29 protein-coding genes and 1 riboswitch are annotated in these 26,131 nt (G+C 60.8%); of the genes, 13 read left to right on the forward strand and 16 right to left on the reverse strand.

All coding sequences use genetic code 11. The features are described from left to right. Window positions 1-76 precede the first annotated feature (76 nt). Window positions 77-808 carry a DUF3891 family protein gene (locus tag HSW_RS20545; RefSeq protein ID WP_044003596.1) on the forward strand — a complete coding sequence of 244 codons (732 nt, stop codon included), beginning with the start codon at window positions 77-79 and terminating at the stop codon, window positions 806-808. A 106-nt stretch (window positions 809-914) separates the two neighbouring features. On the opposite strand, the gene HSW_RS20550 is transcribed toward HSW_RS20545, so the two are convergent. Next, window positions 915-1,709 (reverse strand): DUF6503 family protein, encoded by a 795-nt coding sequence (locus tag HSW_RS20550; protein ID WP_044003598.1) that lies wholly within the window; start codon window positions 1,707-1,709, stop codon window positions 915-917. Window positions 1,710-1,867: 158 nt separating this feature from the next. Here HSW_RS20550 and HSW_RS20555 point away from each other — a divergent pair, with 158 nt between their 5' ends. Beyond that, the gene (locus HSW_RS20555) at window positions 1,868-2,836 is read left to right on the forward strand and encodes a YihY/virulence factor BrkB family protein (RefSeq protein ID WP_044003600.1); all 969 of its coding nucleotides are present in this window, start codon (window positions 1,868-1,870) and stop codon (window positions 2,834-2,836) included. Window positions 2,837-2,969: 133 nt separating this feature from the next. Next, a complete protein-coding gene (locus tag HSW_RS20560; protein ID WP_044003602.1) occupies window positions 2,970-3,683 on the forward strand; it encodes a hypothetical protein in 714 nt (237 codons plus the stop codon). A 77-nt stretch (window positions 3,684-3,760) separates the two neighbouring features. On the opposite strand, the gene rlmN is transcribed toward HSW_RS20560, so the two are convergent. Then, a complete protein-coding gene (rlmN, locus tag HSW_RS20565; RefSeq protein WP_044005310.1) occupies window positions 3,761-4,834 on the reverse strand; it encodes a 23S rRNA (adenine(2503)-C(2))-methyltransferase RlmN in 1,074 nt (357 codons plus the stop codon). 328 nt (window positions 4,835-5,162) lie between these two features. After that, window positions 5,163-5,260: riboswitch (TPP riboswitch) on the forward strand. Between the two features lie 105 nt (window positions 5,261-5,365). Between rlmN and thiS the strand changes: the two genes are divergently transcribed. From thiS to thiH, 6 genes are all read left to right on the forward strand, one after another. Beyond that, on the forward strand, window positions 5,366-5,572 hold the full coding sequence (gene thiS / locus HSW_RS20570; protein ID WP_044003605.1) for a sulfur carrier protein ThiS: 207 nt from the start codon (window positions 5,366-5,368) through the stop codon (window positions 5,570-5,572). A 55-nt stretch (window positions 5,573-5,627) separates the two neighbouring features. Continuing rightward, entirely contained in the window at window positions 5,628-7,505 is a 1,878-nt protein-coding gene (thiC, locus tag HSW_RS20575; protein WP_044003607.1) for a phosphomethylpyrimidine synthase ThiC, read from the forward strand. Between the two features lie 149 nt (window positions 7,506-7,654). Continuing rightward, window positions 7,655-8,419 (forward strand): hydroxymethylpyrimidine/phosphomethylpyrimidine kinase, encoded by a 765-nt coding sequence (locus HSW_RS20580; protein ID WP_044003609.1) that lies wholly within the window; start codon window positions 7,655-7,657, stop codon window positions 8,417-8,419. An 8-nt stretch (window positions 8,420-8,427) separates the two neighbouring features. After that, window positions 8,428-9,057, forward strand: coding sequence for a thiamine phosphate synthase (locus tag HSW_RS20585; protein WP_052346694.1), 630 nt, complete (start codon window positions 8,428-8,430; stop codon window positions 9,055-9,057). After that, window positions 9,054-9,827 carry a thiazole synthase gene (locus tag HSW_RS20590; protein WP_044003611.1) on the forward strand — a complete coding sequence of 258 codons (774 nt, stop codon included), beginning with the start codon at window positions 9,054-9,056 and terminating at the stop codon, window positions 9,825-9,827. Before HSW_RS20585 ends, HSW_RS20590 begins: the two co-directional genes overlap by 4 nt. 81 nt (window positions 9,828-9,908) lie before the next feature. Beyond that, the gene (thiH, locus tag HSW_RS20595; RefSeq protein ID WP_044003614.1) at window positions 9,909-11,021 is read left to right on the forward strand and encodes a 2-iminoacetate synthase ThiH; all 1,113 of its coding nucleotides are present in this window, start codon (window positions 9,909-9,911) and stop codon (window positions 11,019-11,021) included. Here thiH and HSW_RS20600 read toward each other — a convergent pair. Both HSW_RS20600 and HSW_RS20605 read right to left on the reverse strand, forming a co-directional pair. Beyond that, window positions 10,976-11,602 (reverse strand): thiamine phosphate synthase, encoded by a 627-nt coding sequence (locus HSW_RS20600; RefSeq protein ID WP_052346695.1) that lies wholly within the window; start codon window positions 11,600-11,602, stop codon window positions 10,976-10,978. The genes thiH and HSW_RS20600 overlap by 46 nt on opposite strands. Continuing rightward, window positions 11,599-12,042, reverse strand: a complete 444-nt coding sequence (locus HSW_RS20605; protein ID WP_044003616.1) for a thioesterase family protein — start codon at window positions 12,040-12,042, stop codon at window positions 11,599-11,601. The genes HSW_RS20600 and HSW_RS20605 overlap by 4 nt, the downstream gene beginning before the upstream one ends. Window positions 12,043-12,184: 142 nt before the next feature. Here HSW_RS20605 and mnmD point away from each other — a divergent pair, with 142 nt between their 5' ends. Beyond that, on the forward strand, window positions 12,185-12,874 hold the full coding sequence (gene mnmD, locus HSW_RS20610; RefSeq protein ID WP_044003618.1) for a tRNA (5-methylaminomethyl-2-thiouridine)(34)-methyltransferase MnmD: 690 nt from the start codon (window positions 12,185-12,187) through the stop codon (window positions 12,872-12,874). Between the two features lie 25 nt (window positions 12,875-12,899). On the opposite strand, the gene HSW_RS24435 is transcribed toward mnmD, so the two are convergent. Further along, window positions 12,900-13,304, reverse strand: coding sequence for a hypothetical protein (locus HSW_RS24435; protein WP_155833086.1), 405 nt, complete (start codon window positions 13,302-13,304; stop codon window positions 12,900-12,902). Window positions 13,305-13,456: 152 nt separating this feature from the next. Between HSW_RS24435 and HSW_RS20615 the strand changes: the two genes are divergently transcribed. From HSW_RS20615 to HSW_RS24440, 3 genes are all read left to right on the forward strand, one after another. Further along, window positions 13,457-14,677, forward strand: a complete 1,221-nt coding sequence (locus HSW_RS20615; protein WP_044003619.1) for a DUF2157 domain-containing protein — start codon at window positions 13,457-13,459, stop codon at window positions 14,675-14,677. Window positions 14,678-14,682: 5 nt separating this feature from the next. Beyond that, on the forward strand, window positions 14,683-15,249 hold the full coding sequence (locus HSW_RS20620; protein ID WP_197031921.1) for a GDYXXLXY domain-containing protein: 567 nt from the start codon (window positions 14,683-14,685) through the stop codon (window positions 15,247-15,249). 114 nt (window positions 15,250-15,363) lie between these two features. Continuing rightward, window positions 15,364-15,513 (forward strand): hypothetical protein, encoded by a 150-nt coding sequence (locus HSW_RS24440; RefSeq protein WP_155833087.1) that lies wholly within the window; start codon window positions 15,364-15,366, stop codon window positions 15,511-15,513. Between the two features lie 57 nt (window positions 15,514-15,570). Here the strand turns inward: HSW_RS24440 and HSW_RS20625 are convergent, their stop codons facing one another. The 11 genes from HSW_RS20625 to HSW_RS20670 form a co-directional block, all read right to left on the reverse strand. Continuing rightward, complete coding sequence (locus HSW_RS20625; RefSeq protein ID WP_044005315.1) at window positions 15,571-16,077, reverse strand: ExbD/TolR family protein; 507 nt, start codon at window positions 16,075-16,077, stop codon at window positions 15,571-15,573. Between the two features lie 73 nt (window positions 16,078-16,150). Continuing rightward, window positions 16,151-16,663, reverse strand: a complete 513-nt coding sequence (locus HSW_RS20630) for an ExbD/TolR family protein (RefSeq protein ID WP_071883153.1) — start codon at window positions 16,661-16,663, stop codon at window positions 16,151-16,153. A gap of 22 nt (window positions 16,664-16,685) precedes the next feature. Beyond that, entirely contained in the window at window positions 16,686-17,258 is a 573-nt protein-coding gene (locus HSW_RS20635; RefSeq protein ID WP_044003623.1) for a 5-formyltetrahydrofolate cyclo-ligase, read from the reverse strand. A gap of 97 nt (window positions 17,259-17,355) precedes the next feature. Next, complete coding sequence (locus HSW_RS20640) at window positions 17,356-18,264, reverse strand: carboxypeptidase-like regulatory domain-containing protein (protein WP_044003625.1); 909 nt, start codon at window positions 18,262-18,264, stop codon at window positions 17,356-17,358. A gap of 234 nt (window positions 18,265-18,498) precedes the next feature. Then, the gene (gene bshC, locus HSW_RS20645; RefSeq protein WP_044003628.1) at window positions 18,499-20,091 is read right to left on the reverse strand and encodes a bacillithiol biosynthesis cysteine-adding enzyme BshC; all 1,593 of its coding nucleotides are present in this window, start codon (window positions 20,089-20,091) and stop codon (window positions 18,499-18,501) included. Between the two features lie 203 nt (window positions 20,092-20,294). Next, on the reverse strand, window positions 20,295-21,608 hold the full coding sequence (gene rimO / locus HSW_RS20650; RefSeq protein ID WP_044003629.1) for a 30S ribosomal protein S12 methylthiotransferase RimO: 1,314 nt from the start codon (window positions 21,606-21,608) through the stop codon (window positions 20,295-20,297). Window positions 21,609-21,761: 153 nt separating this feature from the next. After that, the gene (locus HSW_RS20655; RefSeq protein WP_044003631.1) at window positions 21,762-22,469 is read right to left on the reverse strand and encodes a hypothetical protein; all 708 of its coding nucleotides are present in this window, start codon (window positions 22,467-22,469) and stop codon (window positions 21,762-21,764) included. Between the two features lie 109 nt (window positions 22,470-22,578). Then, complete coding sequence (gene ftsY / locus HSW_RS20660) at window positions 22,579-23,556, reverse strand: signal recognition particle-docking protein FtsY (RefSeq protein WP_044003633.1); 978 nt, start codon at window positions 23,554-23,556, stop codon at window positions 22,579-22,581. A 173-nt stretch (window positions 23,557-23,729) separates the two neighbouring features. Continuing rightward, window positions 23,730-23,891, reverse strand: coding sequence for a DUF4295 domain-containing protein (locus HSW_RS23650; RefSeq protein ID WP_071883154.1), 162 nt, complete (start codon window positions 23,889-23,891; stop codon window positions 23,730-23,732). Window positions 23,892-23,899: 8 nt separating this feature from the next. Next, window positions 23,900-24,082: a 50S ribosomal protein L33 gene (rpmG, locus tag HSW_RS20665; protein ID WP_022825071.1), complete on the reverse strand. Its 183-nt coding sequence runs from the start codon at window positions 24,080-24,082 to the stop codon at window positions 23,900-23,902. A 228-nt stretch (window positions 24,083-24,310) separates the two neighbouring features. After that, a complete protein-coding gene (locus tag HSW_RS20670; protein ID WP_071883155.1) occupies window positions 24,311-25,957 on the reverse strand; it encodes an aminopeptidase P family protein in 1,647 nt (548 codons plus the stop codon). Between the last annotated feature and the right edge of the window lie 174 nt (window positions 25,958-26,131).

Below are 26,131 nucleotides of genomic sequence, written 5' to 3' on the forward strand. Positions count from 1 at the left end.
TGACTGCTTACTCAACTCCGGGCGGCTGCTCCTCGTTGGCTACTTTGAAGGTTACCTCCGCTCTGTTTTCAGCATCATGATTGTGAACCACACGCCCGTTGGCTGGCAGATTATCTACCAGCAGGCTCATGCCCTGCTGGCGGCACAATTGCTTTACCAGTGGCCTGCATTTCTGCCCACCGACCAGTGGGTGGGCCTGCTGGCCGCCGCCGCCCAGCACGACGACGAGCAGGCCGACTGGACCGGCCACTATGGCCTCACGCCCGCCGGCGCACCAGCCAACTTCACCATGAAGGAGTTTTCCTTGGAGCAGGCCACCCGGCTGATGGGCGCGGCCCGTTTCCAGGGCCGCTGGCGCAGTCTGCTCACCAGTATGCACATGAGCACGCTTTACGAGAGTCTGCGGGGCCAGAAAGCGGAAATTGATGTGTTTCTGGATGAGCAGCTGGCCAGTCAGAAAACGTGGCGGCGGGAGCTGAAAATCAGGAAAGCCGAAGCTGACCAGTCATACACGCTCCTACATTGGTGCGACCGGCTCAGCCTAATTCTGTGTCGCCAGGAGCTACCCGAAATGGGCCGGGCCCTGGAAATCTACCACGGCCCTCACGGCCACCGCCACAAAGTAGTTCGGCCCGAGGAAACCGGCCCTGTGCAGGTACAGCCCTGGCCTTTTCGAGAGCCACACTTCACGGTGAGCGTAGAGGCCTCGATACTGCACCAGCTGCAGTTTGCAAGTGATGCCGAATTGGCTGCCGCCCTTCGGGAAGCCCCCATCGAAACGCTGCGCTGGGAGTTGGCGAAAGGCTAACAAACGTCATGTAGAGGCGGAGCTAAAGCATTTTGTATGCTGACGTCAGGATACCACTGCAACATCAGCACGCGAGATGCTTCGGCTCCGTCTCTGCATGACGTTCTTACAGTTTTTCGATTGGTTTAGGATTCTGCATGACGCCGGCGGGCACGTTGCTGAAGGCGGATATGTGGCCCAGCTTGCGGCCGTCTTTGCCATCGGTGCGGTCAGTGGCCAGCATAATGCCGTTGTATTGCTGGTAGCCGATCCAGCGGCGGCGGAAGGCAGGCTGGGCATCGGTGGCTTTGGGAAAGTAGGCCCACTCTTCCAACAGGTTGGTTTTGGGGTTAATGAGCACCTCGTACTTGTTGTCGGGCGTTACGCCTACGTTTTTGAAGGTCATGTTGAGCACCTCGGCCGGCTGCCCGTCCATGAACTTACCCGTGTCCTTATAGGTCAGTGTCACACCCGAGTCCTTCAGCTTGAAGGGCATCAGGAGCCACCAGGAGTTGTTCACCCAAATGGGATACATGCGGCTGAGCAACTTCTCACCATCAGGCGTGGCCGAAATGTCGCGGCCGTTGCGGAAGGCTTTGCCCTGCTTGCTTTGCAGGTTGTACACGGCCACTGTGCTGTCTTTCTGCCAGCGAAAGTCACCGGTCTGCTTGTCCCAGAGTTGGTAGGAGCCATCCAGAAAATCCCAGCCCAGCAGGCGGGTTTGCTGCCAGGCCGAATAGCCGCCCATGGCCAGCATCACCTTGTCGGCCAGTTGCGTGGCCTTGGCGTCGGAGCCGGCCGCATCAAAGCCCTGAGCGGCCGGGTAGCTTCCTTTGGCGGGTTTGGCGGATTTGGTAGTGGAGGCTTGAGCAAAACCGGCCAGGGGCAAAGCCGCCAGCGCGGCCACAAGAAGAAAACGCATAAAACCAGGGCTAAGAAAAACGGGAATCGGGCCGGGTGTTACCAACAACCAACGGCCGGGCTTCTCTACGCAAAGCAACGGGAATTGGCTCGTTTCCCCGAACGCCACCGCTAACTGGCCCGTATTAGCAGCAACCTTCTGTCCCGAACCTCGCGCCTATGGCTACGCATTACAAGTTTTCTGACGTCCTGAACATCCTCAAGCTGACGGCCAGTGAGTTTATGGTCAACAACTCGCTGCGCCACGCGGCAGCCCTATCGTACTACACCATTTTCTCGCTGCCGCCACTACTGATTATCGTCATCACTACGGCCAGCACTATCTTCGGCACCGAAGCCATTACCGGTCAGGTGTACGCCCAGATGAAGGGTTTGGTAGGACCCGACGCGGCCAAGTTCATGCAGGACAGCATCAACGAGTTCAACAAGCAGGAGCGGAGCGGCTTCGCGGCCGTTATCGGCGTTGGCACCCTCATATTTGCCGCTACCACTTTTTTTGTGACGCTCCAAGAAAGCATCAACGACATCTGGAACCTGAAGGTGAAGCCCCGCAACGGCATCTGGCAGTTTGTGCGTGACCGGCTGCTCTCGTTCGGTCTGATTCTGAGTGTGGCCTTGCTGCTACTTATTTCCTTTGTCATTAGCGCCACTCTCTCCTTCTTCACTGATTACCTGCAGCGCCTGATGCCGGAAATTACGGTGGTTCTGCTCAAGCTCATTGATTTCAGCCTCTCGCTCTTCATTACCTCCCTCCTATTTGCCCTGATCTACCGTTTCCTGCCCGATGCCATTATCCGCTGGCGCGACGTGGGCGTGGGCGCCTTCATCACGGCCCTGTTGTTCATGTTGGGTAAGTACCTGATTGCTTTCTACATTGCTCAGGCTAACCCCGGCTCCACATTTGGGGCGGCAGGCTCGGCTATCATCTTGTTGGTATGGGTCAACTACTCAGCTCTCATCATCTTTTTTGGGGCCGAGTTTACCCAGGAATTCGCCGACGCCTTCGGCCAGAAAGTACAGCCCAAAGCCCACGCCGTGCGCATAGAAACCCGCGAAGTGCCCGAAGGCGAAAGCAAGGAGGAAATTACCACGGGCCGTCCCCGCGCCGAAGGCCGCTGGAAGGCATAAGATGCTGCTTTGTACGACTAACGCCCGGCTTACCACTGCAGGTAAGCCGGGCATTTTTTTGGATAGCTGGTCACTGGATTTTCCTTTTCAGAGGGTGCCGGGGCTGAGGATTTTGCGGTAGTTTTGCAGCAATATGAAACACGTTATCCTCCTGCTATTTGCCTGTCTGGCCTTGTGTACCACAGGCCAGGCCACCACCCTCACCGCCGCCGCCGACTCTATACGCGGGCAGCAGAAATTTGTGCAATTGGTAACCAATGACCTTTGCGAGCGGCTGCAGGCGGAACAGCAGCGCAAGCCATTCACCAACATTTCTGCCGCCGACGCGAAGTCCCTACTGGTGTCGCTGATGCAGACGTCCCTGCTGGCGCACGCCGAGGAAATGAACACGTTGCTGACTGCCAACAAAGCCGGAAACGCGCGCAAAGCCGGCGAGCAGCTGGGCGTAGAGGTAGTTACGGCCCTGGTCAGCCAGTGCCCGGCCGGCCAGCAACTGATGGTGGGTGCTGTGCGCGATGGGCTGGGCAGTAAGCTGGCGGTAACCGAGGCCGAGAAGCCTGTGCTACAAACCATAACGCGTGACATTTGCCGCCGCCTCGACGCGGAAAACACTAAAAGTCCCTTGGCCGCTCGTCCGGCCGCTGAACGCAAGGAGGCATTTTCTACCGCCATGCAGGGCAGCATCCTGGCCAACATGGAAGCGGTAGCCAACCTCTACGGCTTCAAGGAGTTGCAGAATAACAAAACCATGGAGCAGGCAGGGCAGAAAATCGTGCTGCTGATGCTGGACGAATGCCCCGTGTACCTGCTCCAGTTCAGCATAGATGAATACCTGAAAGGCAAGTAACCTGTCCGTTTGCCTGACCACAGAAAAGCCCCCGCAATGTCAGTTGCGGGGGCTTTTCTGCTTTTATGCCAGCGTACTTACGCGGCGGCTTCTTCAGGCTTCTGCTTCACGGCCAGCTGCCCGCAGGCGGCGTCAATATCCTTGCCCCGGGAGCGGCGGATGTTGGTTTGCACGCCCCGGTCGGCCAGGTACTTGTGGAAGGCGGTGAGCTTGTCGTCGGCCGTGTTGAGGTAGTCGGCGTTTTCGATGGGGTTGTACTCGATCAGGTTCACTTTGCAGGGAATCCACTTCGAAATCTGGAACAGCTCCTCGGCGTCCTGCAGCGTGTCGTTGAAGCTCTCGAACACGATGTACTCGTAGGTTACCTTGCGGCCCGTGACCTGGTGGTAGTGCTGGAGCGCGTCTTTGAGCGAAGCCAGCGAATTGGCCTCGTTGATGGGCATGATTTCGTTGCGCTTCGTGTCGTTGGGCGCGTGCAGGCTCAGGGCCAGGTTGGCTTTCACACCGTCGTCGGCCAGCTTCTTGATCATCTTGGCGATGCCGGCGGTGCTCACGGTAATGCGGCGCGGGGCCATGTTCAGGCCGTCAGGGGCGGTGATGCGCTCAATGCTTTTCACCACGTTGGCGTAGTTGAGCAGCGGCTCGCCCATGCCCATGTACACGATGTTGGTGAGCGGCGTGCCGTACTGGCTTTCGCACTGCTCCCGGATGCGCACCACCTGGTCGTAGATTTCGGCCGCATCGAGGTTGCGCTTGCGCTCCATGTAGCCGGTAGCGCAGAATTTACACGTAAGCGAGCAGCCCACCTGCGAGCTGATGCAGGCCGTCATGCGCGTGTCGTGCGGGATGAGCACACCTTCTACGATGTTGCCATCATAGAGCCGGAAGGCCGATTTGATGGTGCCGTCGTTGCTGAGCTGGTGGTTCTGCACCGTCACGCCGTTGATGACGAAATGCCGGGCCAGCAACTCGCGAGTAGCGAGGCTGATGTTGTTCATCTCCTCGAACGTGCTGGCCGTGTTCTTCCACAGCCACTCCAGCACCTGCTTGGCGCGGAACGGCTTTTCGCCGTGCTCCACCATAAAGGCCTTGAGCTCATCGGGGCTGAGTTTGCGGATATCGCGCTTGGAAACTACGGGCAAGTCAATCATCATGGCACAAAGATACGACACCCGCCGTCGAAGCCCTACGCTTCCGGCCGGGAACGTGCTTTAACCCGCTGAAGATGAAAAAAGTGCCAGTGAGTGAGAACTGAGATATGAGAACTGAGAGCTTAGAAGTTAGAGCATAGATAACAGCAGCGGAGTGTGTGTGTAGGTAAGTGCCAAACTTATGCGTAGCCTGCGCATAGCATGCTCTACTAACTACTCTACTAACTGCTTTTTACTTATCCCCTCTACGCTCTAACTTCTAAGCTCTCAGTTCTCACATCTAAGTTCTACTTCCTTTCTTTTTCCGAATTCCTTTCTACCTTGGCGGCGTAAACTTTAGGGGTGTTCTGCCACGGGCGGGACTGAGAAATACCCTTGGAACCTGATCCAGGTAATGCTGGCGAAGGGAAAAGTGCCTTGTGTCGCGTAGCCGAAGCTGCGCCGTGCCCCATTGCGGGGGCCGGCCGGCGTGGCGCGGCACCCCTGCTGTTTACGGTTTTTCTGTTTCGCCACTTTTCTCAGCTGGCCTGCATGACCGTATTCGTCAACGACACCCCCCACGAGGCCCCCGGGCCCGCCCCTACCCTGGCCGCCGCCCTCAGTCCCCTGCACCTCGACGGGCAGCGCGGTATTGCCGTGGCCGTGAACGACACCGTGGTACCCCGCCCCGACTGGCCCACCCACACCCTACAACGCCAGGACCGCATCCTCATCATCCGCGCTACGCAAGGCGGCTAATTCCTCTCCCGGCCTCTCCTGGGAGCAGGCCGGGGTCCAACCTGTTTCGACCCCTATGAAAACCAAAGACCACGCCCCGCACCAGACGCTGGTGGAGCGCCAGCCCCTCACGGGCTCCCGCAAAGTGTACGTACCCGGCCAGCTGTACCCCAACATCCGGGTGGCTATGCGCGAAATCGGCTTGGCTGACAGCAAGCGGCACCTCGACTTCGTGAACCCCACCGAGCCCAACCCGGCCGTGACGGTGTACGACACCAGCGGCCCTTACACCGACCCCACCGTTGAAATCGACCTGAAAAAAGGCCTGCCACGGCTGCGCGAGGCCTGGGTGCTGGAGCGCGCCGACGTGGAGGAGCTGCCGGGCATTTCGTCGGACTACGGGCAGCAGCGGGCCGCCGATGCCGCGCTGGACCACCTGCGCTTCGAGCACATCCGGCGGCCGTATCGGGCCAAGGAAGGGCAGAACGTGACCCAGCTGCACTACGCCCGCCAGGGTATCATCACACCGGAGATGGAGTACATTGCCATCCGCGAAAACCAGCGCATCGACCAGATGGCCGCTCAGGATGCGCTGCGGGTGCAGCATGCGGGCCACAGCTTCGGGGCCAACACGCCACAGGAGCACATCACGCCGGAGTTTGTGCGGGCTGAAGTGGCCGCCGGCCGGGCCGTGATTCCCTCCAACATCAACCACCCCGAGGCCGAGCCCATGATTATCGGGCGCAACTTCCTGGTGAAAATCAACACCAACATCGGCAACTCGGCCGTCACGTCGAGCATTGAGGAGGAGGTGGACAAGGCCGTGTGGAGCTGCCGCTGGGGCGGCGACACGCTGATGGACCTGAGCACGGGCAAGAACATCCACGAAACGCGGGAGTGGATTATCCGCAACTGCCCGGTGCCGGTGGGCACGGTGCCCATTTACCAGGCCCTGGAGAAGGTGAACGGCAAGGCCGAGGACCTGACCTGGGAGCTGTTCCGCGACACGCTCATCGAGCAGGCCGAGCAGGGCGTGGACTACTTCACCATCCACGCCGGCGTGCGCCTCAGCTACATTCCGCTCACGGCGAAGCGCGTGACGGGCATTGTGTCGCGGGGCGGCTCGATTATGGCCAAGTGGTGTCTGGCGCATCATCAGGAAAACTTCCTCTACACCCATTTTGCCGAAATCTGCGCGATTATGAGAGCCTACGACGTGGCCTTCTCGCTGGGCGACGGGCTGCGGCCCGGCTCCATTGCCGACGCCAACGACGCGGCCCAGTTTGCCGAGTTGGAAACCCTGGGCGAGCTGACCAAACTAGCCTGGCAGCACGACGTGCAGGTGATGATAGAAGGCCCCGGCCACGTGCCAATGCACTTGATCAAGCAGAACATGGACAAGCAGTTGAAGGAGTGTCACGAGGCCCCCTTCTACACCCTGGGCCCGCTCACCACCGACATTGCGCCCGGCTACGACCACATCACCTCGGCCATCGGGGCGGCCATGATTGGCTGGTTTGGCACGGCCATGCTCTGCTACGTGACGCCTAAGGAGCACCTAGGCCTGCCCAACAAGCAGGACGTGAAGGACGGCGTCATTGCCTACAAAATTGCCGCCCACGCCGCCGACCTAGCCAAGGGCCACCCGGGCGCGCAGTACCGCGACAACGCCCTAAGCAAGGCCCGCTTCGAGTTCCGCTGGCAGGACCAGTTCAACCTGAGCCTCGACCCCGACACCGCCCGCGCCTACCACGATGAGACGTTGCCCGCCGAGGGCGCCAAGGTGGCCCACTTCTGCTCTATGTGCGGCCCCCATTTCTGCTCCATGAAAATCACCCAGGAAGTACGCGACTTCGCCGCCACCCAACAAGTACAGCCCGACGAAGCCCTGGCCCACGGCCTGGCCGAAAAAGCCCGGGAGTTCGTGGCCAAGGGCAGTGAAATCTATCTGTAATAGAAGCAGAAAAAGAACGTCATGCTTCATCTGGCGTCCGCTTGCCGAAGCATCTCTACCGGGGTATTTCATTAGCAATGCACCGAAGCGGTAGAGATGCTTCGACTCCGCTCCGCTTCGCTCAGCATGACGTTCTGAACTCCCACCCCATGTCCCAAACACTCCGTCCTTACGTTCTCACCCTGGCCGGATTTGACCCCAGCGGCGGGGCAGGTTTGCTGGCCGACTGCAAGACCTTCGAGCAGCTGGGCGTGTACGGGCTAGGGGCCTGCACGGCCCTTACGGTGCAGAACGACGTGGCCTTTGAGCGTGTCGTCTGGACCACCGAGGCTGACCTGCGCGACCAGCTGCGGGTACTGCTGACGCGGTTTCTGGTACAGTGGGTCAAAATCGGGCTGACGGAGAGCTTGGTGAAGCTGCCGGCGCTGCTGCGCTGGCTGCGGCAGCTGCAACCGACGCTGGGCGTGGTGTGGGACCCGGTGCTGCGGGCCAGCGCCGGCTTCGAGTTCCACGCCGGGCCGCCGCCCGCGCTGGTAGCGGAGGCATGCACCGGCCTGGCCCTGCTCACGCCTAACCGCCCCGAGATGCTGCGCCTCTGGCCCGCCGCCGCCACGGCCGAGGAAGCCGCCACGGCCGTCAGCGCCTTTTGCCCGGTGCTGCTGAAAGGCGGCCACGCCGAGGGTCCCGAAGCCGTGGACGTGCTGTACCAGCAGGGACGGGCGGTGGCTACGTTTTCGGCCCCGCGCCTGCCCCGGGGCGAGAAGCACGGCAGCGGCTGCGTGCTGTCGGCGGCCATTACGGCGGGGCTGGCGCGGGGCCTGGCGCTGCCCGAAGCCTGCCGGGCCGGCAAAGCCTACACCGCCCGGGTGCTGGCCAGCAACGATACCCGCCTGGGCTACCATTCCCTTCCCTGATACCCTCCATGACCATCCATCCACTTCAGTTTATTGCCAGCTCCCCAAGCCAGGCCGCGCAGGCCTGCGCCGGCGGCGTCCGTTGGGTACAGCTGCGGGTAAAAAACCAGCCGTACGCCGTTTGGCGGCAGCTGGCGCTGGAAACCCAGCAAGTGTGCCGCCGCTTCGGAGCCACGTTCATTCTCAACGACAACCCGCAGCTGGCCCAGGAAATCGGGGCAGATGGGGTGCATCTGGGCCAGCAGGATATGCCCGCCGACCACGCCCGCCTCATTCTGGGGCCCGATTTCCTCATCGGGGGCACGGCCAATACACTGGCCGATATGGCGGGGCTGGCGGCGGCCGGCGTCAGCTACATCGGGCTGGGGCCGTTCCGCTTCACTACCACTAAGGCCAACCTGAGCCCCGTGCTGGGGCTGGCGGGCTACCAGCAGCTGCTGGCACAGTTTCGGGCGGCCGGGCACGGGGTGCCGGTTATCGGCATCGGGGGCATTACGCTGGCCGACGTGGCCGAGGTATGCGCCACCGGACTGCACGGCGTGGCCGTGGCCGGCGCCATTGCCCAGGCCCCCGACCCCGCTACCGCCGCCACCGATTTTTTGCACGCGTTACCCGCTTTTTCCTCGCTCCACGCATGACAACCCAGCCTTTACGCATTGCCGACCGCACGTTTCACTCGCGCCTGTTTACCGGCACGGGCAAGTTCAGCTCGGTGCAGCTGATGGAAGATGCCCTGGTAGCCTCAGGCTCGGAGCTGGTGACGATGGCCCTGAAGCGGGTGGACGTGCGCAACTCCCAGGACGATTTGCTGCGCCACCTGCGTCACCCCGGCCTGCACCTGCTGCCCAACACCTCGGGCGTGCGCACGGCCCGCGAGGCGGTATTTGCCGCCCAGCTGGCCCGCGAGGCGCTGGAAACCAACTGGCTCAAGCTCGAAATTCACCCCGACCCGCGCTATTTGCTGCCCGACCCGGTAGAAACCCTGCGCGCCGCCGAGGAGCTGGTGAAGCTGGGCTTCGTGGTGCTACCCTACATCCACGCCGACCCGGTGCTGTGCAAGCGGTTGGAGGAAGTGGGCGTGGCCGCCGTGATGCCCCTGGGCGCGCCCATCGGCTCGAACCAGGGGTTGCTCACCCGGGAGTTTCTGGAAATCATCATCGGCCAGAGCCGGGTGCCGGTGGTGGTGGATGCCGGTATCGGGGCTCCTTCGCACGCGGCGGCGGCCCTGGAGCTAGGGGCTGATGCCGTGCTGGTGAACACCGCCATTGCTGTAGCCGGACAGCCCGTGCAGATGGCCCAGGCCTTCCGCCTGGCCGTGGAAGCCGGCCGCCTCGCCTACGAAGCCCACCTCGCCGTCCCCACCCTCCACGCCGAAGCCTCGTCACCGCTGACGGCATTTTTGGATTGAGTTGACAATTGTCAGTTGTGGGTTGGCAGTTGGTGCTGATTCTGCTCTGACAACTGTCAACTCGCAACTGACAACTTTCTCATGTCTTTCCGCCCTATTTTCGATGCCCACCGCTGGGATGAAGTCAAAGCCAGTATTTACGCCAAAACCGCCGCCGACGTGGAGCGCGCCCTGGCCGCGCCGCGCCGCACACTGGACGACTTCAAAGCGTTGATTTCACCGGCCGCCGCGCCGTACTTGGAGCCGATGGCCCGGCTCAGCCGGCAGCTGACGGAGCGACGGTTTGGACGCACCATGCAGCTGTACGTGCCGCTGTACCTGAGCAACGAGTGCCAGAACATCTGCACCTACTGCGGCTTCAGCATGGATAACAAGCTGCGCCGCCGTACGCTCAGCCAGGTGGAAATGCTGCAGGAAGCGGCCGTGCTGAAGCAGTGGGGCTACGAGCACGTGCTGCTGGTGACGGGCGAGGCCAACCAGACCGTGGACGTGGACTACCTCGAAAAAGCCCTATACACGCTGCGGCCGCACTTCGCGCAGCTCTCAATGGAGGTGCAGCCCCTCGACCAGCCCGACTACGAGCGACTGATGCGGGCCGGGCTGCACTCGGTGCTGGTGTACCAGGAAACCTACCATCAGCAGGATTACAAAAAGCATCACCCCAAGGGCCGCAAGTCCAACTTCCATTACCGCCTCGACACGCCCGACCGCCTGGGCCGGGCCGGTATCCATAAAATGGGGCTGGGCGTACTCATCGGGCTGGAAGACTGGCGTACCGACAGCTTCTTCACGGCCCTGCATCTTGATTACCTGCAACGCACCTACTGGCAGACCAGGTACAGCCTTTCCTTCCCGCGCCTGCGCCCCGCCGAAGGCCTGCTGCAGCCCAAGGTAGAAATGACTGACCGGGAGCTGGTACAGCTCATCTGCGCCTACCGGCTGCTGCACGAGGAAGTCGAGCTGTCCCTTTCCACCCGCGAAACGGCCACCTTCCGCAACCACGCCCTGCGGCTGGGCATTACCAGCCTGAGCGCGGGCTCCAAAACCAACCCCGGTGGCTACGCCGTGGCCCCCGAATCCCTGGAGCAATTCGAAATCAGCGACGAGCGGAGCCCCGCGGAAATAGCCGCTCTGCTCCGCCAACAAGGCTACGAGCCGGTGTGGAAAGACTGGGATGCCGCCCTTAGCACATGATGAACAGCCGCTGCAGGATCCGGCGCTTCCCATACTGCTCCCAGCACAGCGGCACCGGCAAATCCTGCTGCCCGTACCGCTGGCAGTCGTTCGGCCGTGATACCACCCAGAGCCAGCACACGGGCCAGCGGAAACTGAGGCAATAGTTCAGCTACATCTTCCAGACGAAACGCCGCCTCGTAACCGGCTTTACTGATACTGTCGAAAACAGGACTCAGCAGCACGTAATCATAGCCCGCTGCCTCAGCCCGCACTTCTTCCAGCGTGTGTAGAGCCGTGGAGAGCATGGTACCGGGCGGCAGCACCGGGCGCGGGCCGGCGGCGCGGGCAGTGGCCGTGAGGTGGCAGCCCCCCAGCCCAAACTCCGCCACCAGCTCCGGGTAAGCGTGCAGCACGATGCGAGGCAGCCAGGGAACCGGCAGCTGCCGCAGCCACGCCGCCGTTTCGGAACGGCTCCAGCCAGGGCGGCGCAGGTGCAGCCGGGTATCGGGTGCGCCCTCCAGCCATCGGCCAATGACACTCAATTCCTGCGGGTGCGCGGCGGGCGGCGTGAGCAGCACCAGCCGGAAAGCGGGCCTCATGGGGCCGGGGGCGTTTCGCGGCGCAGGCGGACGGCATACTCCGCGGGCAAGGGGCGCAGCTTGCGGGTGTTGTAGTCGAAGCAGAGCATGCCGGTTTTGGCGCGGGCAATTTCGCGGCCCTCCTGGTTATGCACCCAGTACACCACGTCGAACCCGTACTTGCTCAGGTCGGTGGCACCCAACTGAATCCGCAGCGTGTCGCCGTAAAACCCTTCGCCCTTGTATTCAATAGCCACATCAGCCATAATGTGGCCCAGGCCGGTAGCGGGGTCGAATTCAGGATAGCCCAGGTGCTGCAGGAGTTGCACGCGGGCTTCGTGCAGCAGCCCCAGCAACGCGTGGTTGCCGAGGTGGTTACCGTAGTTGAGGTCGGTGATGCGCACGGGCATCTCTATGGTGAGCAGATAGTGCGCGGGTAACTCGATGCGGATGCGGGCCATAGGGCGGCAAGATACGTACAGGGCCGGATGCAGGGCAGTATCACGCGCGGGTTTTGCGCCCATAAACGTGTATATTGGGCTACAGTGCCCGATACGCTGCCCAGTACCTGGCTGTTGATGACGGCTCTTTTTATTCCAGTTTATGATTCCGATGCCCCACGTGGAAGTGCGTACTACCGCCGATGGTTCCAGTACGCTTTTCGTGCCTGCTCTCAACGAGCATTACCACAGTACCCACGGCGCGCTACAGGAGGCCCGCCACGTCTATCTGGCCGCCGGATTGGAGCACGCGCTGGCAGCTACTACGGAGCCCGTTTGGGTGCTGGAAATTGGTTTCGGTACCGGCCTGAACGCCCTGCTCACGCTGGAGCGAAGCCTTACCGCACCCTGCCCCATTTTCTACGACACCATTGAGAAGTTCCCGCTGCCCTGGGAAGTCATCGGGCAGTTGGGCACCGAGAATTACCTGCATCAACCCGAGCTACTCGATTATCAGCAGCAGCTGCACGCGTCGGCCTGGGGCCGGCCGGTGGCCCTCACGCCGCAGTTTGTCTTGCTCAAGATGGCCGGCGAGCTGCAGGCCACCCCGCTGGCCGGCAACACCTACCACGTCATCTACTTCGATGCCTTCGCCCCCGAAAAGCAGCCCGATATGTGGACCGACGAGGTGTTTCGGCAGCTCTACGATGCTACCGCGCCGGGTGGCTGCCTGGTAAGCTACTGCGCCAAAGGCGCATTCAAGCGCAGCCTGCTGGCGGCCGGCTGGCAGGTAGAAAAGATTCCCGGCCCGCCCGGTAAACGCGAAATGACGCGGGCCTGGAAGCTGGGGTAAGGACCGAAGCAACTCAGAATATCGTTTAGCAAGTCACATCCACCGGAAGTTCTTCTTGTCGTGATTCCAGAATCTTCAGCAGTTCAGTTGTAGTAATTTTTCTGGTATGCAAAAGGATAACTGAATGCGTAGCACCCAAATGCGCACATAGGTCCCGCAGATGCCGCTGCTCTGTGTTGGTGGTTCCTCCACCCAGATCTATCATCTGCTGCACAGCTATTTTCAGCGGCCTTCTTCCTGTTTTCAATAATGCTAGAATACTTCTGCCTAGTGTTACGGCAGCATTGAAATCTGCTACCAGCATTCGTGAGGAAGAGAATTTCTGAGTAGCAGCTTGACGGATAGTATTACCTGTTCGCAAATCTGTGACTTCTATTGCGTTGGCATAGATTTTTACGTGTACCGGTACTTTCTGTAAGAAGTCAAACATAGTTCAGTGTATGTAATAAGCATGTATAAAGCATGATACTCTATTACTATTCTTCAACGGGCTCATCTACTTCTTCCTGCTAACCCATTTACCATGCTCTAAAGGTTAAGAACTAACTATTTTCTTGCCTTCCTGCGTAAGTTGCTTTCATTATGAGCAGGAAGCTACTGGAAACCGACGGATCGGACTGGGTGCAGCGGGGAATCATTACGGAGCAACAGAGGGAACAACTGCTGGCTTTGTACCCCACCGATACCGCCGCCGTGGGACTGTTGCCGCTGCTGGGCAGCCTGCTGATGGGCCTGAGCGCGCTGAGCGTGGTGGCGGCCAACTGGCAGGGCCTGCCCGAGCTGGTGCGGCTGGGGCTGCTGCTTGGCGCTTTGTGCGGGGCGTATGCGGGCGGTGAGTATTTTCGGCGGCGCGGCAACCTCAATCTGGGTATGGGCCTGATTGCGCTGGGTCTGATGTTGTTCGGGGCCAGTATTGTGCTTACCAGCCAGCTTTACCAACTTATCGGCTACGACCTGACCGGGCTGCTGGCCTGGGCCGTAGCGGGCATGGGCCTGACGTGGCTGTACCGCCGCCGCCTGCTGTTTCTGATGACGGCCGTTATCAGCGGCATTGTGCAGGGCTACAACACCGGGCAGCTGGGCGCCTTCAGCTACCTCACGGCGGCGGGCACCGCGCTGGGGCTGGGCTACTATTGGTGGCGGCGGCCCGATGCCCTGCTAGGCAGCGTGCTGGCTACGGGCCTGCTCTGGCAGGCGGCACTGCTCATCAACCACCTGCACGTCAAAATCACCTGGTTTTTTATTCCGGCTATGCTGGTATACGCCTTCGGTGACTGGCAGCCTGACCGGCCGGCGGGCCGCGCCCTGCAGGGGCCGCCGCTGGTAGCCGCGTTTCTGTTTACGCTGGGGCTGGCGCTATTTGGGGAGTCTGACATATACGCCGGGCAGCTGCGGGCACCACTGGTGCCGTATCTGGCGGCACTGGCGGCGGTACTGGCCCTCTCGCTCTGGGGCAAGCAGCGGCGCGGCCGTATCGGCAGTGCCACCGACTGGCTGCTGCTACTGCCCGGCTTCTACTTTACCGGCGGGTTGCCGCTGGCCGTGGCTACGCTGGTGGTGCTGTACGCCTACTCAGGCAGCGTATTATGGCGGGCGCACCAGGAGCAAAACCAGGACCGGGTAACGCTGGGCACCGTGCTCTTCGTGCTGACTACGGCCGTAGCGTACTTCAAGCTAACCTGGGGCTTCATGGATAAATCGGTGTTTTTTCTGCTGGGCGGCTTGCTGCTGTTTGGCCTGAGCTGGCTGCTGCGCCGCCGGGCGGCCCGCACTTTCGCCGGCTCCACTGCCTCTAAACCATGAGTAGTTTGTCTGCTGTTTCTGCACTGCCCGCCGTGGCCGGGTCCTTGCCCGATTTGCCGGAGCCGCGCCGCCGTGTGTGGCTGCGGTGGCTGGTGCTGGCTCAGGTGCTGTTTGTGCTGGGCGTAGCGGTGGCTGGCTATGCCACCGAGGCTCTGGGCCGCCGCATCTGGCTCCGGACCCAACCCATAGACCCACGCGACCTGCTGTATGGCGACTACCTGAATCTGCGTTACCAAATTGGCGAGCTACCAGGCCACCTATGGCGCGGCGAGGAACTACCCCGCCGCAAACAGGCCGCCTACGTACTACTCACGCCCCGCCCCGACAGCACTTACGAGGCCGTAGGAATATACCCTGCGCGGCCGGCTATTACTGGTCAGCAGGCGGTACTGCGTGGCTCGGTGCAGGATGTATGGCGGCGTGGCCTGCGCCTGCGCTACGGCCTGGAGCGGTATTACGTGCCCGAAACCATGAGCCGTAGGTTGCATCAGCGGCGCAGCCTGCGTGTGCAAATCAGTATTGCCCCCTGGGGTCAGGCACGCATCAGTCAGATTGACACCACAGCCCGCTGACCAAAAAATCGCGCCTTATTTTCCTGGTTTGTATTATCTTGGCTGGCAAGTTTTGCTCCGTTTACCGCTACCCTACCTATTGCATGTTGTCTTATCCTTTTATTTTCCTGCTTCATGAAGAAAGCCAATCTAGCCTCTATTGGCGAGGTGCTGGCCGCCCAGCGGCGAGCCACTCAGCCAACCACCGTTCATAGCAAAACGGCAACATCCCGCTCCGCTCAGGCCCTTGGTCACCCGGACTCCGCCAGTTCGCCCCAGAAATAATAAACCGCCCGCCCCGATATCATCGAAGCGGGCGGTTTTAATTTGTGAGCGGGCAGCCTAGCGGTAAGTGGCCAGCAGGTTTCTATCCGCCTGATCCAGATCTACCAAAGCGTATTTCCTGGTATCGGTGATATTCATTTCATCCAGCGCGTCCACCATGCTCTGGTAGGAAGCCTCGTCGGTGGCCTTGATGAGCACCATACCACCCGCCTTCTGCCGGAATTGCAGCAGCAGCTTCCGTAGACCATTTGCCGCGAATGTAGTGCTATGAACCGCAGAGGTATTTTTACCAGGATTCTCTCCGAAGAAGTACTGAATCCGGCTGTCTTTGCCCAGCAGCAGCGTCAGGGCTTTGGAAGCCGGCACGGCCGATGTTTCGGAGCCCTTGGCCGGCATAGCCACTTCCATCACCGTAGGCTTGCTGAAGGTAGTGGTGAGCATGAAGAACGTAAGCAGCAAAAAGGCCAGGTCCACCATCGGGGTCATATCGAGGCGGAAGGCGTGCTTTTTGGCGCGGGGCTTGGTGCCCTTGGCGGCGGGGGCGGCGGTCTGGAGGTCGGCCATAACGGTGCTGGGGGTTAGGTGAATACGGTTGTATTCAGGCAACGCTACGGCAGAAGCTGATATTGTGCAGCGGCTACGGCCCCGCCACCAGCAGTTGCTTGTCGGCCGCAGTCAGGTCGGCCAGCACATACTGGGTGGTGACGGTGATGTGCAGCTCATCCAGCACATCTACCAGCTGGTGGTACGATACCTTATCGGAGGGCTTCACGAGGACCAGCGGGCAGGGCTGCGCACGAAAGCCCAGCAACACCCGGCGCAGTCCCCGGCTGCCCAAGTTGGTTTCATGCAACCCATCTTCCGTGAAGGCCGGCCCCATTCCCCAGTAGTAGAAAATCCGGTTATCGGCCCCCAGCAGCAGCGTAAGCGCGCTGCCACCGCAACAATGGCTTGGTATTTCAGCCGTGGGCGTTGGCTTCACCGGCATAGCCAGCTCCAGCAGGGTAGATCTGGACAACGTACTGTTCAGCATGAAAAACGCCACCAGCAGAAAGCCTACACCGGCCATCGGGGTCATATCAGGCGGCATCAGCCGGCGCGGGGCGCGGCGGGAACGGCCAGATAGCAAGCAGGGCGGAGCGGACGACATAGCCTCTAATATACAAGTCGGCCTAGAACCACCACACCCGCTCCGGCGTGAGGCAGGCGTTCAACGGTACGTCGCCCGCCCAAGCATCGGTAATGCGCGGCACTGGCGGCTCCAGACTCACCCCTATTCGCATCGCATCGGGCCGGCACTCCTGCAGAAACCGGTCGTAGAAGCCTTTGCCGTAGCCCACACGGTGGCCGGCTTCATCGAAAGCCAGCAGTGGAATCAGCACGGCGTCCAGCTGGGCGGGGCTAATCTTGGCGGCGCCCACCGGCTCCGGAATACCCCAGCGGTTTTTTACCAGCGTGGTAGCGGGCGTAAGGTGGAAGTGGCGCAGCGTGTGGCCGTCGGGCTGCACCACGGGCACGGCCAGCTGCATATGCGGCTGCTGCGCCCACAGCGCCCGAATCAGCGGCCAGGTATCGGGCTCGTGCTGCTGCGGAATGGGCAGAAACAGGTGCAGCCACTGCCACTCCGGCACCACAAATTCGACCTGCAGCTGTTCCCACAGCGCGGCGCTACGCCGGGCCACTTCGGCTTCGGGCAGGGCGCGGCGGCGGGCCAGGGCGGCGCGGCGGAGTTCGGCTTTGGTCATAGATTTTCGCGAATTGGACTGATTACGCTGATTTTTTCCATCCTCTGATACAAACAGCAGGGCACTTTTTTCGGCTGGTTTCTTTTGGCTGAACCAATCAGTCCAGCGCCGTCACGTAGAAGCCCACTTTCGGCTGCATACCGGCCAACCTGGCTCCCACGGAGGGTTTCTCCCAGGAATCCTGGCTGGTTTTGCGGAAGTACAGGTCGCCTTTGCCGTAGCCCAGGGCGCTGGAAAAGGCCAGGCTTTTACTCACCTGCTCCACCTCCCCGCCGCCAACCCACTCTAGCGTCAGCAGGAAATCCTCGTCCACTACCAGCTGGTCCGTGGTCAGGTCCACGGTGAGCGGGGCCTCGGGATTTGCCCTGTCCGTCGTGCTCACTAACAGGTTGCGAGTCAGCAGCTTTTCCCCCGATGGGCGGCCGTCGGGCAGCAGGCGGTACAGGTTCACCCGAAACCGCAGGGTATCGGGCTGCTGGTATAGCACGTTGAAATGGGCCGTCAGCAGCTTGGTGGGCTTGTGCTTGAGGCAGACGACTATGCCCATCTCGGCCCCCAGATGCTCAGCTTTGAGCTTGGAGATGATGGAATGGGAGGTAGTGGTGCAGCCCAGCGTGCGGCGGCGCTTGTACAGCCCCGGGGCCTGCACCCGCACATCCGCCAGCGGTACGGCCACGGGCACCAGCGTGCGGTTGGGCTGCGCCACCAGCTCCCGCAGCAGCACTCGTTGCGACCGGTAGCCCAAGCTGGACACGTACACGGTATCGGTGAGGTTGGCCGGCGTGTAGGCCAGCTGGTAAGCCCCGTGCTCATCGGTTACGGTGCCCACGCTCTTGCCCGGAATGCCCAGGTTAGCATACGACACCGGACCGGCCGCGGGGCCGGCGGTAAGGGTGCCGGTCAGCGTCTGGCCGGTGGCCGCCAAGGGCAACAGCCCCACTAGCAGCCCACCGGCCACCTTCCGCAGCCAGGAAACAGAGAAACAGTAACGTCGGATAGCCGCCATCAGAAATGAGGAGTTGGAGAAGAGTAGAACAACTCTCCCCCAGAGCCCCGCCAGTGGCCGATGGTTGCCAGCAGCTGTTTACAAGGTATCCGAAACCGTCATGCTGAGCTTGCCGAAGCATCTCTACCGCTCCGTTGTAGCAATCTAACGAAGCGGTAGAGATGCTTCGGCAAGCTCAGCATGACGTTATTTATTGGCATCAGTTGCTTTCCAACTAGCTGCAACAGCTGTTTTCTACTCCTCCTCCAGCACCGTAAACTCCAGGGCCAGCGGGTCGAAGGCATCCAAAAGCTGCCCGATAAAGCCGGGGTTGTTGATGAGGATGCTCAGCACGTTGTCTTCGCGCTCCTGCAGGTGGCCGTTGGGCATCAGCTTGTCTTTGAGGGCCGTGAGCTGGGTATAGGCGGTTTCGTGCTTGGCTTCGGCAGCTTTGCTCAGGCGCTTTTCCAGGCCCTGCACAATGCCAGCCACCTTCTGCTGCTCGGCGGCCACGGTGCGCACCAGCGTGGGGTCGAGGCGCTGGGCCAGGTCCGCCATCTGCTGGAAGGCGGCGGCTAGCTGCTGCTGCTGCTGCTGCAGGCTCACTTCTTCCTGGCCCAGCGTAGCGCCCACCTGCTTTTTCAGCTCGGGCAGCGGCCGGAAGACGTCCAGCGAGGTGAGGCCAAGCTTGTGCAGCTTGCCAGCGTTGGCCTTGCCCACGTACTGGGCCGAGTTGCGGGGCAGCAGAATGGGGAACGGCACCTGGTTTTGCTCGAACACGCCTTTCAGCTGGAACCAGTAGGCCACCTCCGCCCCACCCCCGATGTAACAGAGATTGGGCAGCAGCAGCTCTTGGTACAGGGGCCGCAGCACCACGTTGGGGCTGAACTGCTCGGGGTGCTCCTGAGCCAGCGCCAGTAGCTCCTGCTGGGTGTGGCAGCGGCCGGTGTTGCGCACCGTAATCTGCACGCAGTCCTGGGCCGCGTCGTACTCCAGCCGCTCCCGCTTGCCGCCGTCGGTGAGGTAGAACAGGTTGAGGGGGCGCGAGTACACCTGGGGCTTGTAGCCGGCAGCTTCGAGGCGGGCGTTGGCCTGCTGCACGGCCTGGTTGGAGGCTTGGGCCTGGATTTCCTGCTCCAGCACCGGCACCAGCGCCTGCTTCAACGCCGGCGCGTCAGCATCCAAGCTCACCAGCCCGTACTCCCCGAACAGGTCGTGCGTCAGGCGGCGGGTGGCTTCGGCCAAGGTGCTCGACTGCTCATAGGCCTCCCGGAACAGCGTCGGCACATCGGCGGGCAGCTGGTCGAGCAGCTCCTCTTTCAGGCCCATTAGCGGCAACCGGCCCACCGGCCCGCCCTGGTCGGCGGCGTTCCACTCGTACTTTTTGCCGAACAGGTTCAGGTGGTTGATTTCGGCGAAGTCGTGGTCTTCGGTGGCCATCCAGTACACCGGCACGAAATCGTACTGCGGGTACTGCTGCTTCAGCTGGCGGGCCAGCTTCACGGCCGTTACAATCTTATAGATGAAGTACAGCGGCCCCGTCAGCAGGTTGAGCTGGTGGCCGGTGGTGATGGTGAACGTCGTGTCCTTCGCCAGCAGCTTCAGATTAGCCTGCACCGCCGGGTGCACCGCGGGCAGCGCGGCGTACTGCCGCTGCAGCTCGGCTACCAGCCGCTGCCGGGCCGCGGGCGTGTACTGGGTTTGCTTCTCCCGAATTTGCTCCTCGAAGGCAGCCAGCGTGGGGAAGCGGTGGTAGAAGGGCTGCAGCGCTTCTGCCTGGCCCAGATAATCAGTGAGCAACGAGGAAAACGCGCCGGTTGCGGCGTACGAAAGAGTCGTGACGGACATACGAGAGGAGGATAATCGGGCTATAACCGGCCAGCGGCCACAAAGTAACTGGGTATTTTTTGGGCTGTTGGCTTTTAGCTGTTAGCTGCTAGCTCTCCAAGCTTGGCAAAAACCCTTAAAAGCAATTGGCTGTCAGCTGGCAAGGCAGGTACGCCTCTCACCAGTCAACAGCCAACAGCTGTAAGCTAACAGCTCAAAAAAGCCTACACCAGCTTGCCGTATAGGTCGAAGTCTGAGGCCTCAGTAATCTGCACCTGGGCAAAGTCGCCAAGGCGCACGTAGGTGTCTTTGGTGGCGGGCACCAGCACTTCGTTGTCCACTTCGGGCGAGTCGTACTGGGTGCGGCCCACGAAATAGCCGCTTTCCTTGCGGTCGAACAGCACCTTATGGGTCTGGCCCACGCGCTCCTCGTTCAGCTCCATCGAAATGCCCTGCTGCAGCTCCATAATCTGGTCGGCGCGGTCCTGCTTTACTTCGGCCGGTACGTCGTCTTCGAGCGTGAAGGAGTGGGTATTATCCTCGTGCGAGTAGGTGAAAATGCCCAAGCGGTCAAAGCGGGTTTCCTCCACGAAGTTGTAGAGGTCCTCGAAATCCTGCTGCGTTTCGCCGGGGTGGCCGGCAATGAGCGTGGTGCGCAGCGCAATGCCCGGCACCCGCTGGCGGATAGTGTCCACCAACTCCACCGTGCGGCGCTTGCTGATGCCGCGGCGCATGGTTTTCAGCATGTTATCCGAAATATGCTGCAGGGGCATATCCAGGTACTTGCAGATGTTGTCCCGTTCGTTCATCACGTCCAGGGCATCCATTGGGAACTGCGAGGGGTAGGCGTACTGCAGCCGGATCCAGTCGATGCCGTTCACGTCGGACAGGTGGCGGAGCAAATCGGCCAGCTTCCGCTCGCCGTAGTGCTGCAGGCCGTAGTAGGTCAGGTCCTGGGCAATCAGAATCAACTCCTTGGTGCCCATACTAGCGAGGCGGTTGGCTTCCTTCACCAGGTCCTCGATAGGGCGGTCCATGTGCTTGCCGCGCATCAGGGGGATGGCGCAGAACGAGCAGGGCCGATTGCAGCCCTCGGCAATCTTGAAGTAGGCGTAGTGCTTGGGCGTGGTCAGCAGCCGCTCGCCCACCAGCTCGTGCATGTAGTCGGCCTCCAGCGTTTTCATCAGCTGCGGCAGCTCCAGGGTCCCGAAGAAGGCATCCACCTGCGGAATTTCCACCTCTAGGTCGTCCTTGTAGCGCTGGGAGAGGCAGCCCGTCACGTAGAGCTTCTCCAGACGGCCGGCGTCCTTCTCGTCGGCGTAGCGCAGGATCGTATCGATGCTTTCCTGCTTGGCGTTGTCAATAAAGCCGCAGGTGTTGATGATGACGATGTTGGCGTCGCTCTTCTCGGCTTCGTGCGTCACCTCAAACTGGTTGGCGCGGAGCTGGCCCATGAGCACCTCCGAGTCCACGATGTTCTTGGAGCAGCCGAGGGTGATGACGTTGACTTTATTGGCCTGCTGGCTTCTTACTTTCATGCTGGATTGAGTAGGCGGGCGGCCGAGCAATTTCTTATCAGTGAGAAACTTGCCCGCTACGGCCCGCGACGAAAATCGGACCGCAAAGGTACGCAGGCGGCAACGCCTTTTCCTACTGAGGAAGTTTCTTTGTGCCAGCCGCGACTTGCGAACTTAGCTTGAGAGGGTGATGCCGGGCTGGCTTTTCTCCATGAGGGCTATCATCAGAGCCTGTGCCGCTGCCAATACCGGGTGGGCCAGCGCATCCTGCCAAAGAACGTCCATCGGGCCTTCGCCAAAATGCAGCCCCGAAGGCGTCAGAAAGCTTACGCGGGCCGTGTTGCCGGTAGGTGGAGCCGGCCGCTCCCCTTCCCAGGGGCCAATCTGGCTGGCCACCTGCTGCCCCGCGGCCAGCAACGTGCTGACCAGTTGATCAAGGGAGGAGTCAGGTTTCTCCCAGATGATGATTTTGCCGCTCTGGTTCAGGTAGCGCGCCGAGCCATCGGTGTAGGCGGCTACCACATCGGGGCCTTGCGTAAGGGCCACTTCTACTACCACCCCCAGCACCTGCTTGGCTTCTGTTGCTCCGGGCAACACGCTGTGGCTACTCAGGGCCGCCCAGGCCTGCAAGTAGTGGCGGACTTCCAGATTCGGGGTGCTCAGTACCTGCCGCAACAGCTGCTCGGCACGGTCTGCGTGCCCACGCCGGGAGGCTTCCCGGGCCTGCACAAACCACTGCCAAGGTTCTGCATTCTGACTGGGTGAGGTAGCCGTAGGCCACTGCTCGGCGGGAGCATCGCCAAACAGCGTATCCCGAAATGCCAGCGTTTCCAGGTTGGGAGCTGGTTTCGAACGGCGCAGCCAGTCTAAAGGGCTCTTCATAATAGGGGTGTTAAGTGATAGTAGCCGGCCAAACTTATCAAAAGAAAAATGGCAGCCTCCCGGCTCTGATGAGTCGGGAGGCTGCCATTAGCTCTAATAGTTCTTGTGCCTACTTCTTAAACAGCGAATTCACGAACGTCGTCCGGTCAAACAGCTGCAAGTCGGTCATCTTTTCCCCCACGCCAATGTAGCGCACGGGCACCTGGAGCTGATCCGAGATGCCGATTACTACGCCGCCCTTGGCCGTGCCGTCGAGCTTGGTGATGGCCAGGGCCGATACCTCGGTGGCTTTGGTGAACTCCTTGGCCTGCAGGAAGGCATTCTGTCCGGTGCTGCCATCGAGCACCAGCAGCACCTCGTGCGGCGCATCTGGAATCACCTTCTGCATCACGCGCTTGATCTTGCTCAACTCGTTCATCAGGTTCACCTTGTTATGCAGACGACCGGCCGTGTCGATAATCACCACGTCGGCCCCCATTTCCACACCTTTCTGCACCGCGTCGTAGGCCACGGAGGCCGGGTCGGTGTTCATGCCGTGCGAAATGACGGGCACGCCCACCCGCTGGCCCCAGATGATGAGCTGATCCACGGCCGCAGCGCGGAACGTATCGGCGGCACCGAGCACCACCTTCTTGCCCGCGCTGTGGAAACGGTGGGCCAGCTTACCAATCGTCGTGGTTTTGCCCACGCCGTTCACGCCTACCACCATAATCACGAAGGGCGAGCCGGGACTATCGGGCCGGTCGAGGATGGCGCGGGAGCCGGTGGCGCCGCTGTTGCGGTCCAACAACTCCACAATTTCCTCGCGCAGGATGCGGTCCAACTCCGAGGTGCTCACGTACTTGTCGCGGGCCACACGCTTCTCGATGCGGTCAATAACCTTCACCGTGGTGTCGATGCCCACATCGGCGTGCACGAGCATGGTTTCTAACTCGTCGAGCACGGCCTCGTCCACGGTGGCTTTACCCACCACGGCTTTGCTGAGCTGGTCAAAAAAGCTGGTCTTGGTTTTCTGCAGACCTTCATCGAGGGCCTGCTGCTGCTCCTTGCTTTCCTTATCCTTCTTGAAAAAATCGAAAAGTCCCATGCGGTCAGGATGTAGCGCGAAGCTCCAGCTTCGCGCATCGTTGCTGAAGTTGAGAAGCCAGCGGGCAGGCCTTCCAACAGGGCGCAAAGCTGGAGCTTCGCGCTACAACGCAAAAAAGTCCCACGATGGCGGGACTTCTTCACTTCGAATCAAGCGGCCACGAGGGCACCCGACTACTTAACGCCGGTGGAAATATATTCCTGCACTTTGTCAACGGGCACCATCTCTTCGCGGAAGGTGTAAGCGCCAGTTTTTTCCGATTTCACAGCACGGATGACTTTTGCCCAGTCCTTGCCGGTAGCGGTTTTCAGGGTTGCTACTACTTTCTTAGCCATTGTTCAGATTACTTGATTTCCTTGTGAACAGTCATCTTCTTGAGCACATTGTTGAATTTCTTCAACTCAATACGCTCAGGCGTGTTCTTACGGTTCTTGGTGGTGATGTAGCGCGAGGTGCCCGGCTGCCCCGAGTTCTTATGCTCAGTGCATTCAAGGATTACCTGCACCCGGTTGCCTTTCTTAGCCATCTCGACGGGGGTTTTGGGATTAAGGACTGCAAAGGTACAAGGACTTTCGGAAAAGTCAAACAGAATAAAGCTATTAGCTCTAAGGTGTTAGGCAAAGCTGTCACTATTTTTCAGCTGATTGCAGCTTGCCAGGAAGCTGAATAAAGCCGATACCTTGCTTCATTCAGCCTTTTAGGCCTGGTTAGAAGCTGACAGCCAGCGGCTCGCAATTTTTATCTTTTCCTAGGTTCAACGCAATTCCGGCAGCTTAAAATCATCAAGGGCACTGGGCTTGGCCATCATAGCCTCCACTTCGGCCACGGTGCGCGGGGCTTCGCGCGACAGGTTTTCGTATCCTTTTTCGGTAATCAGCACATCGTCTTCGATGCGCACACCGATGTTCCACCACTTTTTGTCGCAGGGGCTGCCTTCGGGGATGTAGATACCGGGCTCCACGGTAATGACATGACCGGCCTGCAGCGGGCCATTGCTGCCCCGGTCATGCACATCAAGGCCGAGGTGGTGGCTGGTGCCATGCGGGAAGTAGGTCCGGGCTTCTTCCGGCTTCTTGATGAGGCCCAGCTTCAGCAAGCCGTCAGTTACTACCTGCCGGGCGGCTTTGTCGGGGGCCTGGAAGTCGGCACCGGGCTTACAGGCCGCAAACCCCGCTTCCTGAGCGGCCAGTACCAGCTCGTAAATCTGCCGCTGGGCGGGGCTGAACTTCCCGCTGGGTGGAATAGTGCGGGTAACATCGGCGGTATAGCCGTGGTACTCCGCGCCGCAGTCCATTAGCAACAACTCGTTCTGAACTTTGGGCTTATCGTTGGCAATGTAGTGCAGCACGCAGCCATTGGCCCCGGCCCCCACAATACTGGGGTACCCCTCGAACTCGGCCCCGTATTTTTTGTACACATACTCGTGCAGGCCCTGTAATTCCATTTCGCCCATGTCAGGCCGGGTGGCTTTCATCACTTCCTGCTGGCCCACGGCACTGATGCGCACCGCCCGGCGGAGCAGAGCCAGCTCGGGTGCGGTCTTCACGCCCCGCAACCGGTCCAGCGCCTCATCAAGCGTACTCATATCAAAACGAGTTACAGGGCGGGCTGCTACGGCTTTCTGGCGCTCAGCATCGGTCGTGGCTCTGAGGTAGTTCTGAATATACTTATCCTGAGCCAGGGCTGGAATCTGCTTACTCAGGTTTTCGAGATAGGGCTTCAGGCTGGCAGCGTTGGCCACCCCGTAGCGCTCTATGCTGGCATACAGCTCCGCTTGGCGCGGGTTGAAATCGGCCGGTACAGCGGCCTGCTGCCGGAATGTGGCTACCAGGTTGAACAGGTCGGCCGGGTCGCGGGAATTGTCGCGCACGTCCGTGGGGAGTTCCAGGAAATGCACCGTAATGAAGTCGGCCCATTTGATGCCGGCCGTGGCAAACTCCTTGTTGTCGGCCACAAACTGCATCTGCAACTCCCGCTTCGTGCCTTCGGTGCCCAGACGGCGCCCGGTCCACTGTTCGGCTTTCGGGTCGCGGGGCTGCACAAACAGGGCCTCCGTCACGCCCGCCTGGCCCTGAATGGTCTGCGGCTCCTTGAACAGCACCAGTACGGCCTCGGGCTCCTCGTAACCGGTGAGGTAGTAGAAGTCCGGGCTCTGGTGGTAAACGAAATCAACATCGTTGGCGCGGTTGCGCACGGGGGCGGCAAACAACACCGCCACTGAGCGGGCCGGCAGGGCTTGGCGCAACAACTCCCGTCGCTGCTTATGGAAGCTGGGGTCAAGGAAATCGGCGGGCCGGTTGGGGCCAGCGGCCCGTTGGGCCTGAACAGCAGGCGCGGCAGCGGCCAGCAGACCGGTCAGTAGTAGCAGCCGGAGGCGAGAGGTAAGCAGGGAGTAGCGCATAGCAGAGCAAAGACCAGCCCGCGCCGCACACGTTGCGCGCTCAGTATCGGTCTTTGCCCCGAAAGTAATGCAAGGCTACCCCACCTACAACAACGCGAAGCTTCCGCCACCTGCGTGCTCCAGAAAGAACACACGGGCCGCGGAAGCTTCGCGCAAAAAAACCGACTGGTTTCT

It is taken from the genome of Hymenobacter swuensis DY53, assembly GCF_000576555.1.
Lineage (GTDB): Bacteria > Bacteroidota > Bacteroidia > Cytophagales > Hymenobacteraceae > Hymenobacter > Hymenobacter swuensis.

What these genes read in the sequence shown, in the direction of transcription:
- HSW_RS20615 (WP_044003619.1), top strand. Translation starts at nt 13,457, where the DNA reads ATGAGCAGGAAGCTACTGGAAACCGACGGATCGGACTGGGTGCAGCGG.
- HSW_RS24440 (WP_155833087.1), top strand. Translation starts at nt 15,364, where the DNA reads ATGAAGAAAGCCAATCTAGCCTCTATTGGCGAGGTGCTGGCCGCCCAG.
- HSW_RS20545 (WP_044003596.1), top strand. Translation starts at nt 77, where the DNA reads ATGATTGTGAACCACACGCCCGTTGGCTGGCAGATTATCTACCAGCAG.
- HSW_RS20625 (WP_044005315.1), bottom strand. Translation starts at nt 16,077, where the DNA reads ATGGCCGACCTCCAGACCGCCGCCCCCGCCGCCAAGGGCACCAAGCCC.
- HSW_RS20655 (WP_044003631.1), bottom strand. Translation starts at nt 22,469, where the DNA reads ATGAAGAGCCCTTTAGACTGGCTGCGCCGTTCGAAACCAGCTCCCAAC.
- HSW_RS20585 (WP_052346694.1), top strand. Translation starts at nt 8,428, where the DNA reads ATGACCATCCATCCACTTCAGTTTATTGCCAGCTCCCCAAGCCAGGCC.
- rlmN (WP_044005310.1), bottom strand. Translation starts at nt 4,834, where the DNA reads ATGATTGACTTGCCCGTAGTTTCCAAGCGCGATATCCGCAAACTCAGC.
- HSW_RS20630 (WP_071883153.1), bottom strand. Translation starts at nt 16,663, where the DNA reads ATGTCGTCCGCTCCGCCCTGCTTGCTATCTGGCCGTTCCCGCCGCGCC.
- HSW_RS20580 (WP_044003609.1), top strand. Translation starts at nt 7,655, where the DNA reads ATGTCCCAAACACTCCGTCCTTACGTTCTCACCCTGGCCGGATTTGAC.
- HSW_RS20635 (WP_044003623.1), bottom strand. Translation starts at nt 17,258, where the DNA reads ATGACCAAAGCCGAACTCCGCCGCGCCGCCCTGGCCCGCCGCCGCGCC.
- HSW_RS20590 (WP_044003611.1), top strand. Translation starts at nt 9,054, where the DNA reads ATGACAACCCAGCCTTTACGCATTGCCGACCGCACGTTTCACTCGCGC.
- HSW_RS20605 (WP_044003616.1), bottom strand. Translation starts at nt 12,042, where the DNA reads ATGGCCCGCATCCGCATCGAGTTACCCGCGCACTATCTGCTCACCATA.
- ftsY (WP_044003633.1), bottom strand. Translation starts at nt 23,556, where the DNA reads ATGGGACTTTTCGATTTTTTCAAGAAGGATAAGGAAAGCAAGGAGCAG.
- mnmD (WP_044003618.1), top strand. Translation starts at nt 12,185, where the DNA reads ATGATTCCGATGCCCCACGTGGAAGTGCGTACTACCGCCGATGGTTCC.
- rpmG (WP_022825071.1), bottom strand. Translation starts at nt 24,082, where the DNA reads ATGGCTAAGAAAGGCAACCGGGTGCAGGTAATCCTTGAATGCACTGAG.
- thiH (WP_044003614.1), top strand. Translation starts at nt 9,909, where the DNA reads ATGTCTTTCCGCCCTATTTTCGATGCCCACCGCTGGGATGAAGTCAAA.
- thiC (WP_044003607.1), top strand. Translation starts at nt 5,628, where the DNA reads ATGAAAACCAAAGACCACGCCCCGCACCAGACGCTGGTGGAGCGCCAG.
- rimO (WP_044003629.1), bottom strand. Translation starts at nt 21,608, where the DNA reads ATGAAAGTAAGAAGCCAGCAGGCCAATAAAGTCAACGTCATCACCCTC.
- HSW_RS24435 (WP_155833086.1), bottom strand. Translation starts at nt 13,304, where the DNA reads ATGTTTGACTTCTTACAGAAAGTACCGGTACACGTAAAAATCTATGCC.
- HSW_RS20560 (WP_044003602.1), top strand. Translation starts at nt 2,970, where the DNA reads ATGAAACACGTTATCCTCCTGCTATTTGCCTGTCTGGCCTTGTGTACC.
- HSW_RS20670 (WP_071883155.1), bottom strand. Translation starts at nt 25,957, where the DNA reads ATGCGCTACTCCCTGCTTACCTCTCGCCTCCGGCTGCTACTACTGACC.
- HSW_RS23650 (WP_071883154.1), bottom strand. Translation starts at nt 23,891, where the DNA reads ATGGCTAAGAAAGTAGTAGCAACCCTGAAAACCGCTACCGGCAAGGAC.
- HSW_RS20640 (WP_044003625.1), bottom strand. Translation starts at nt 18,264, where the DNA reads ATGGCGGCTATCCGACGTTACTGTTTCTCTGTTTCCTGGCTGCGGAAG.
- HSW_RS20600 (WP_052346695.1), bottom strand. Translation starts at nt 11,602, where the DNA reads ATGAGGCCCGCTTTCCGGCTGGTGCTGCTCACGCCGCCCGCCGCGCAC.
- HSW_RS20550 (WP_044003598.1), bottom strand. Translation starts at nt 1,709, where the DNA reads ATGCGTTTTCTTCTTGTGGCCGCGCTGGCGGCTTTGCCCCTGGCCGGT.
- HSW_RS20555 (WP_044003600.1), top strand. Translation starts at nt 1,868, where the DNA reads ATGGCTACGCATTACAAGTTTTCTGACGTCCTGAACATCCTCAAGCTG.
- bshC (WP_044003628.1), bottom strand. Translation starts at nt 20,091, where the DNA reads ATGTCCGTCACGACTCTTTCGTACGCCGCAACCGGCGCGTTTTCCTCG.
- thiS (WP_044003605.1), top strand. Translation starts at nt 5,366, where the DNA reads ATGACCGTATTCGTCAACGACACCCCCCACGAGGCCCCCGGGCCCGCC.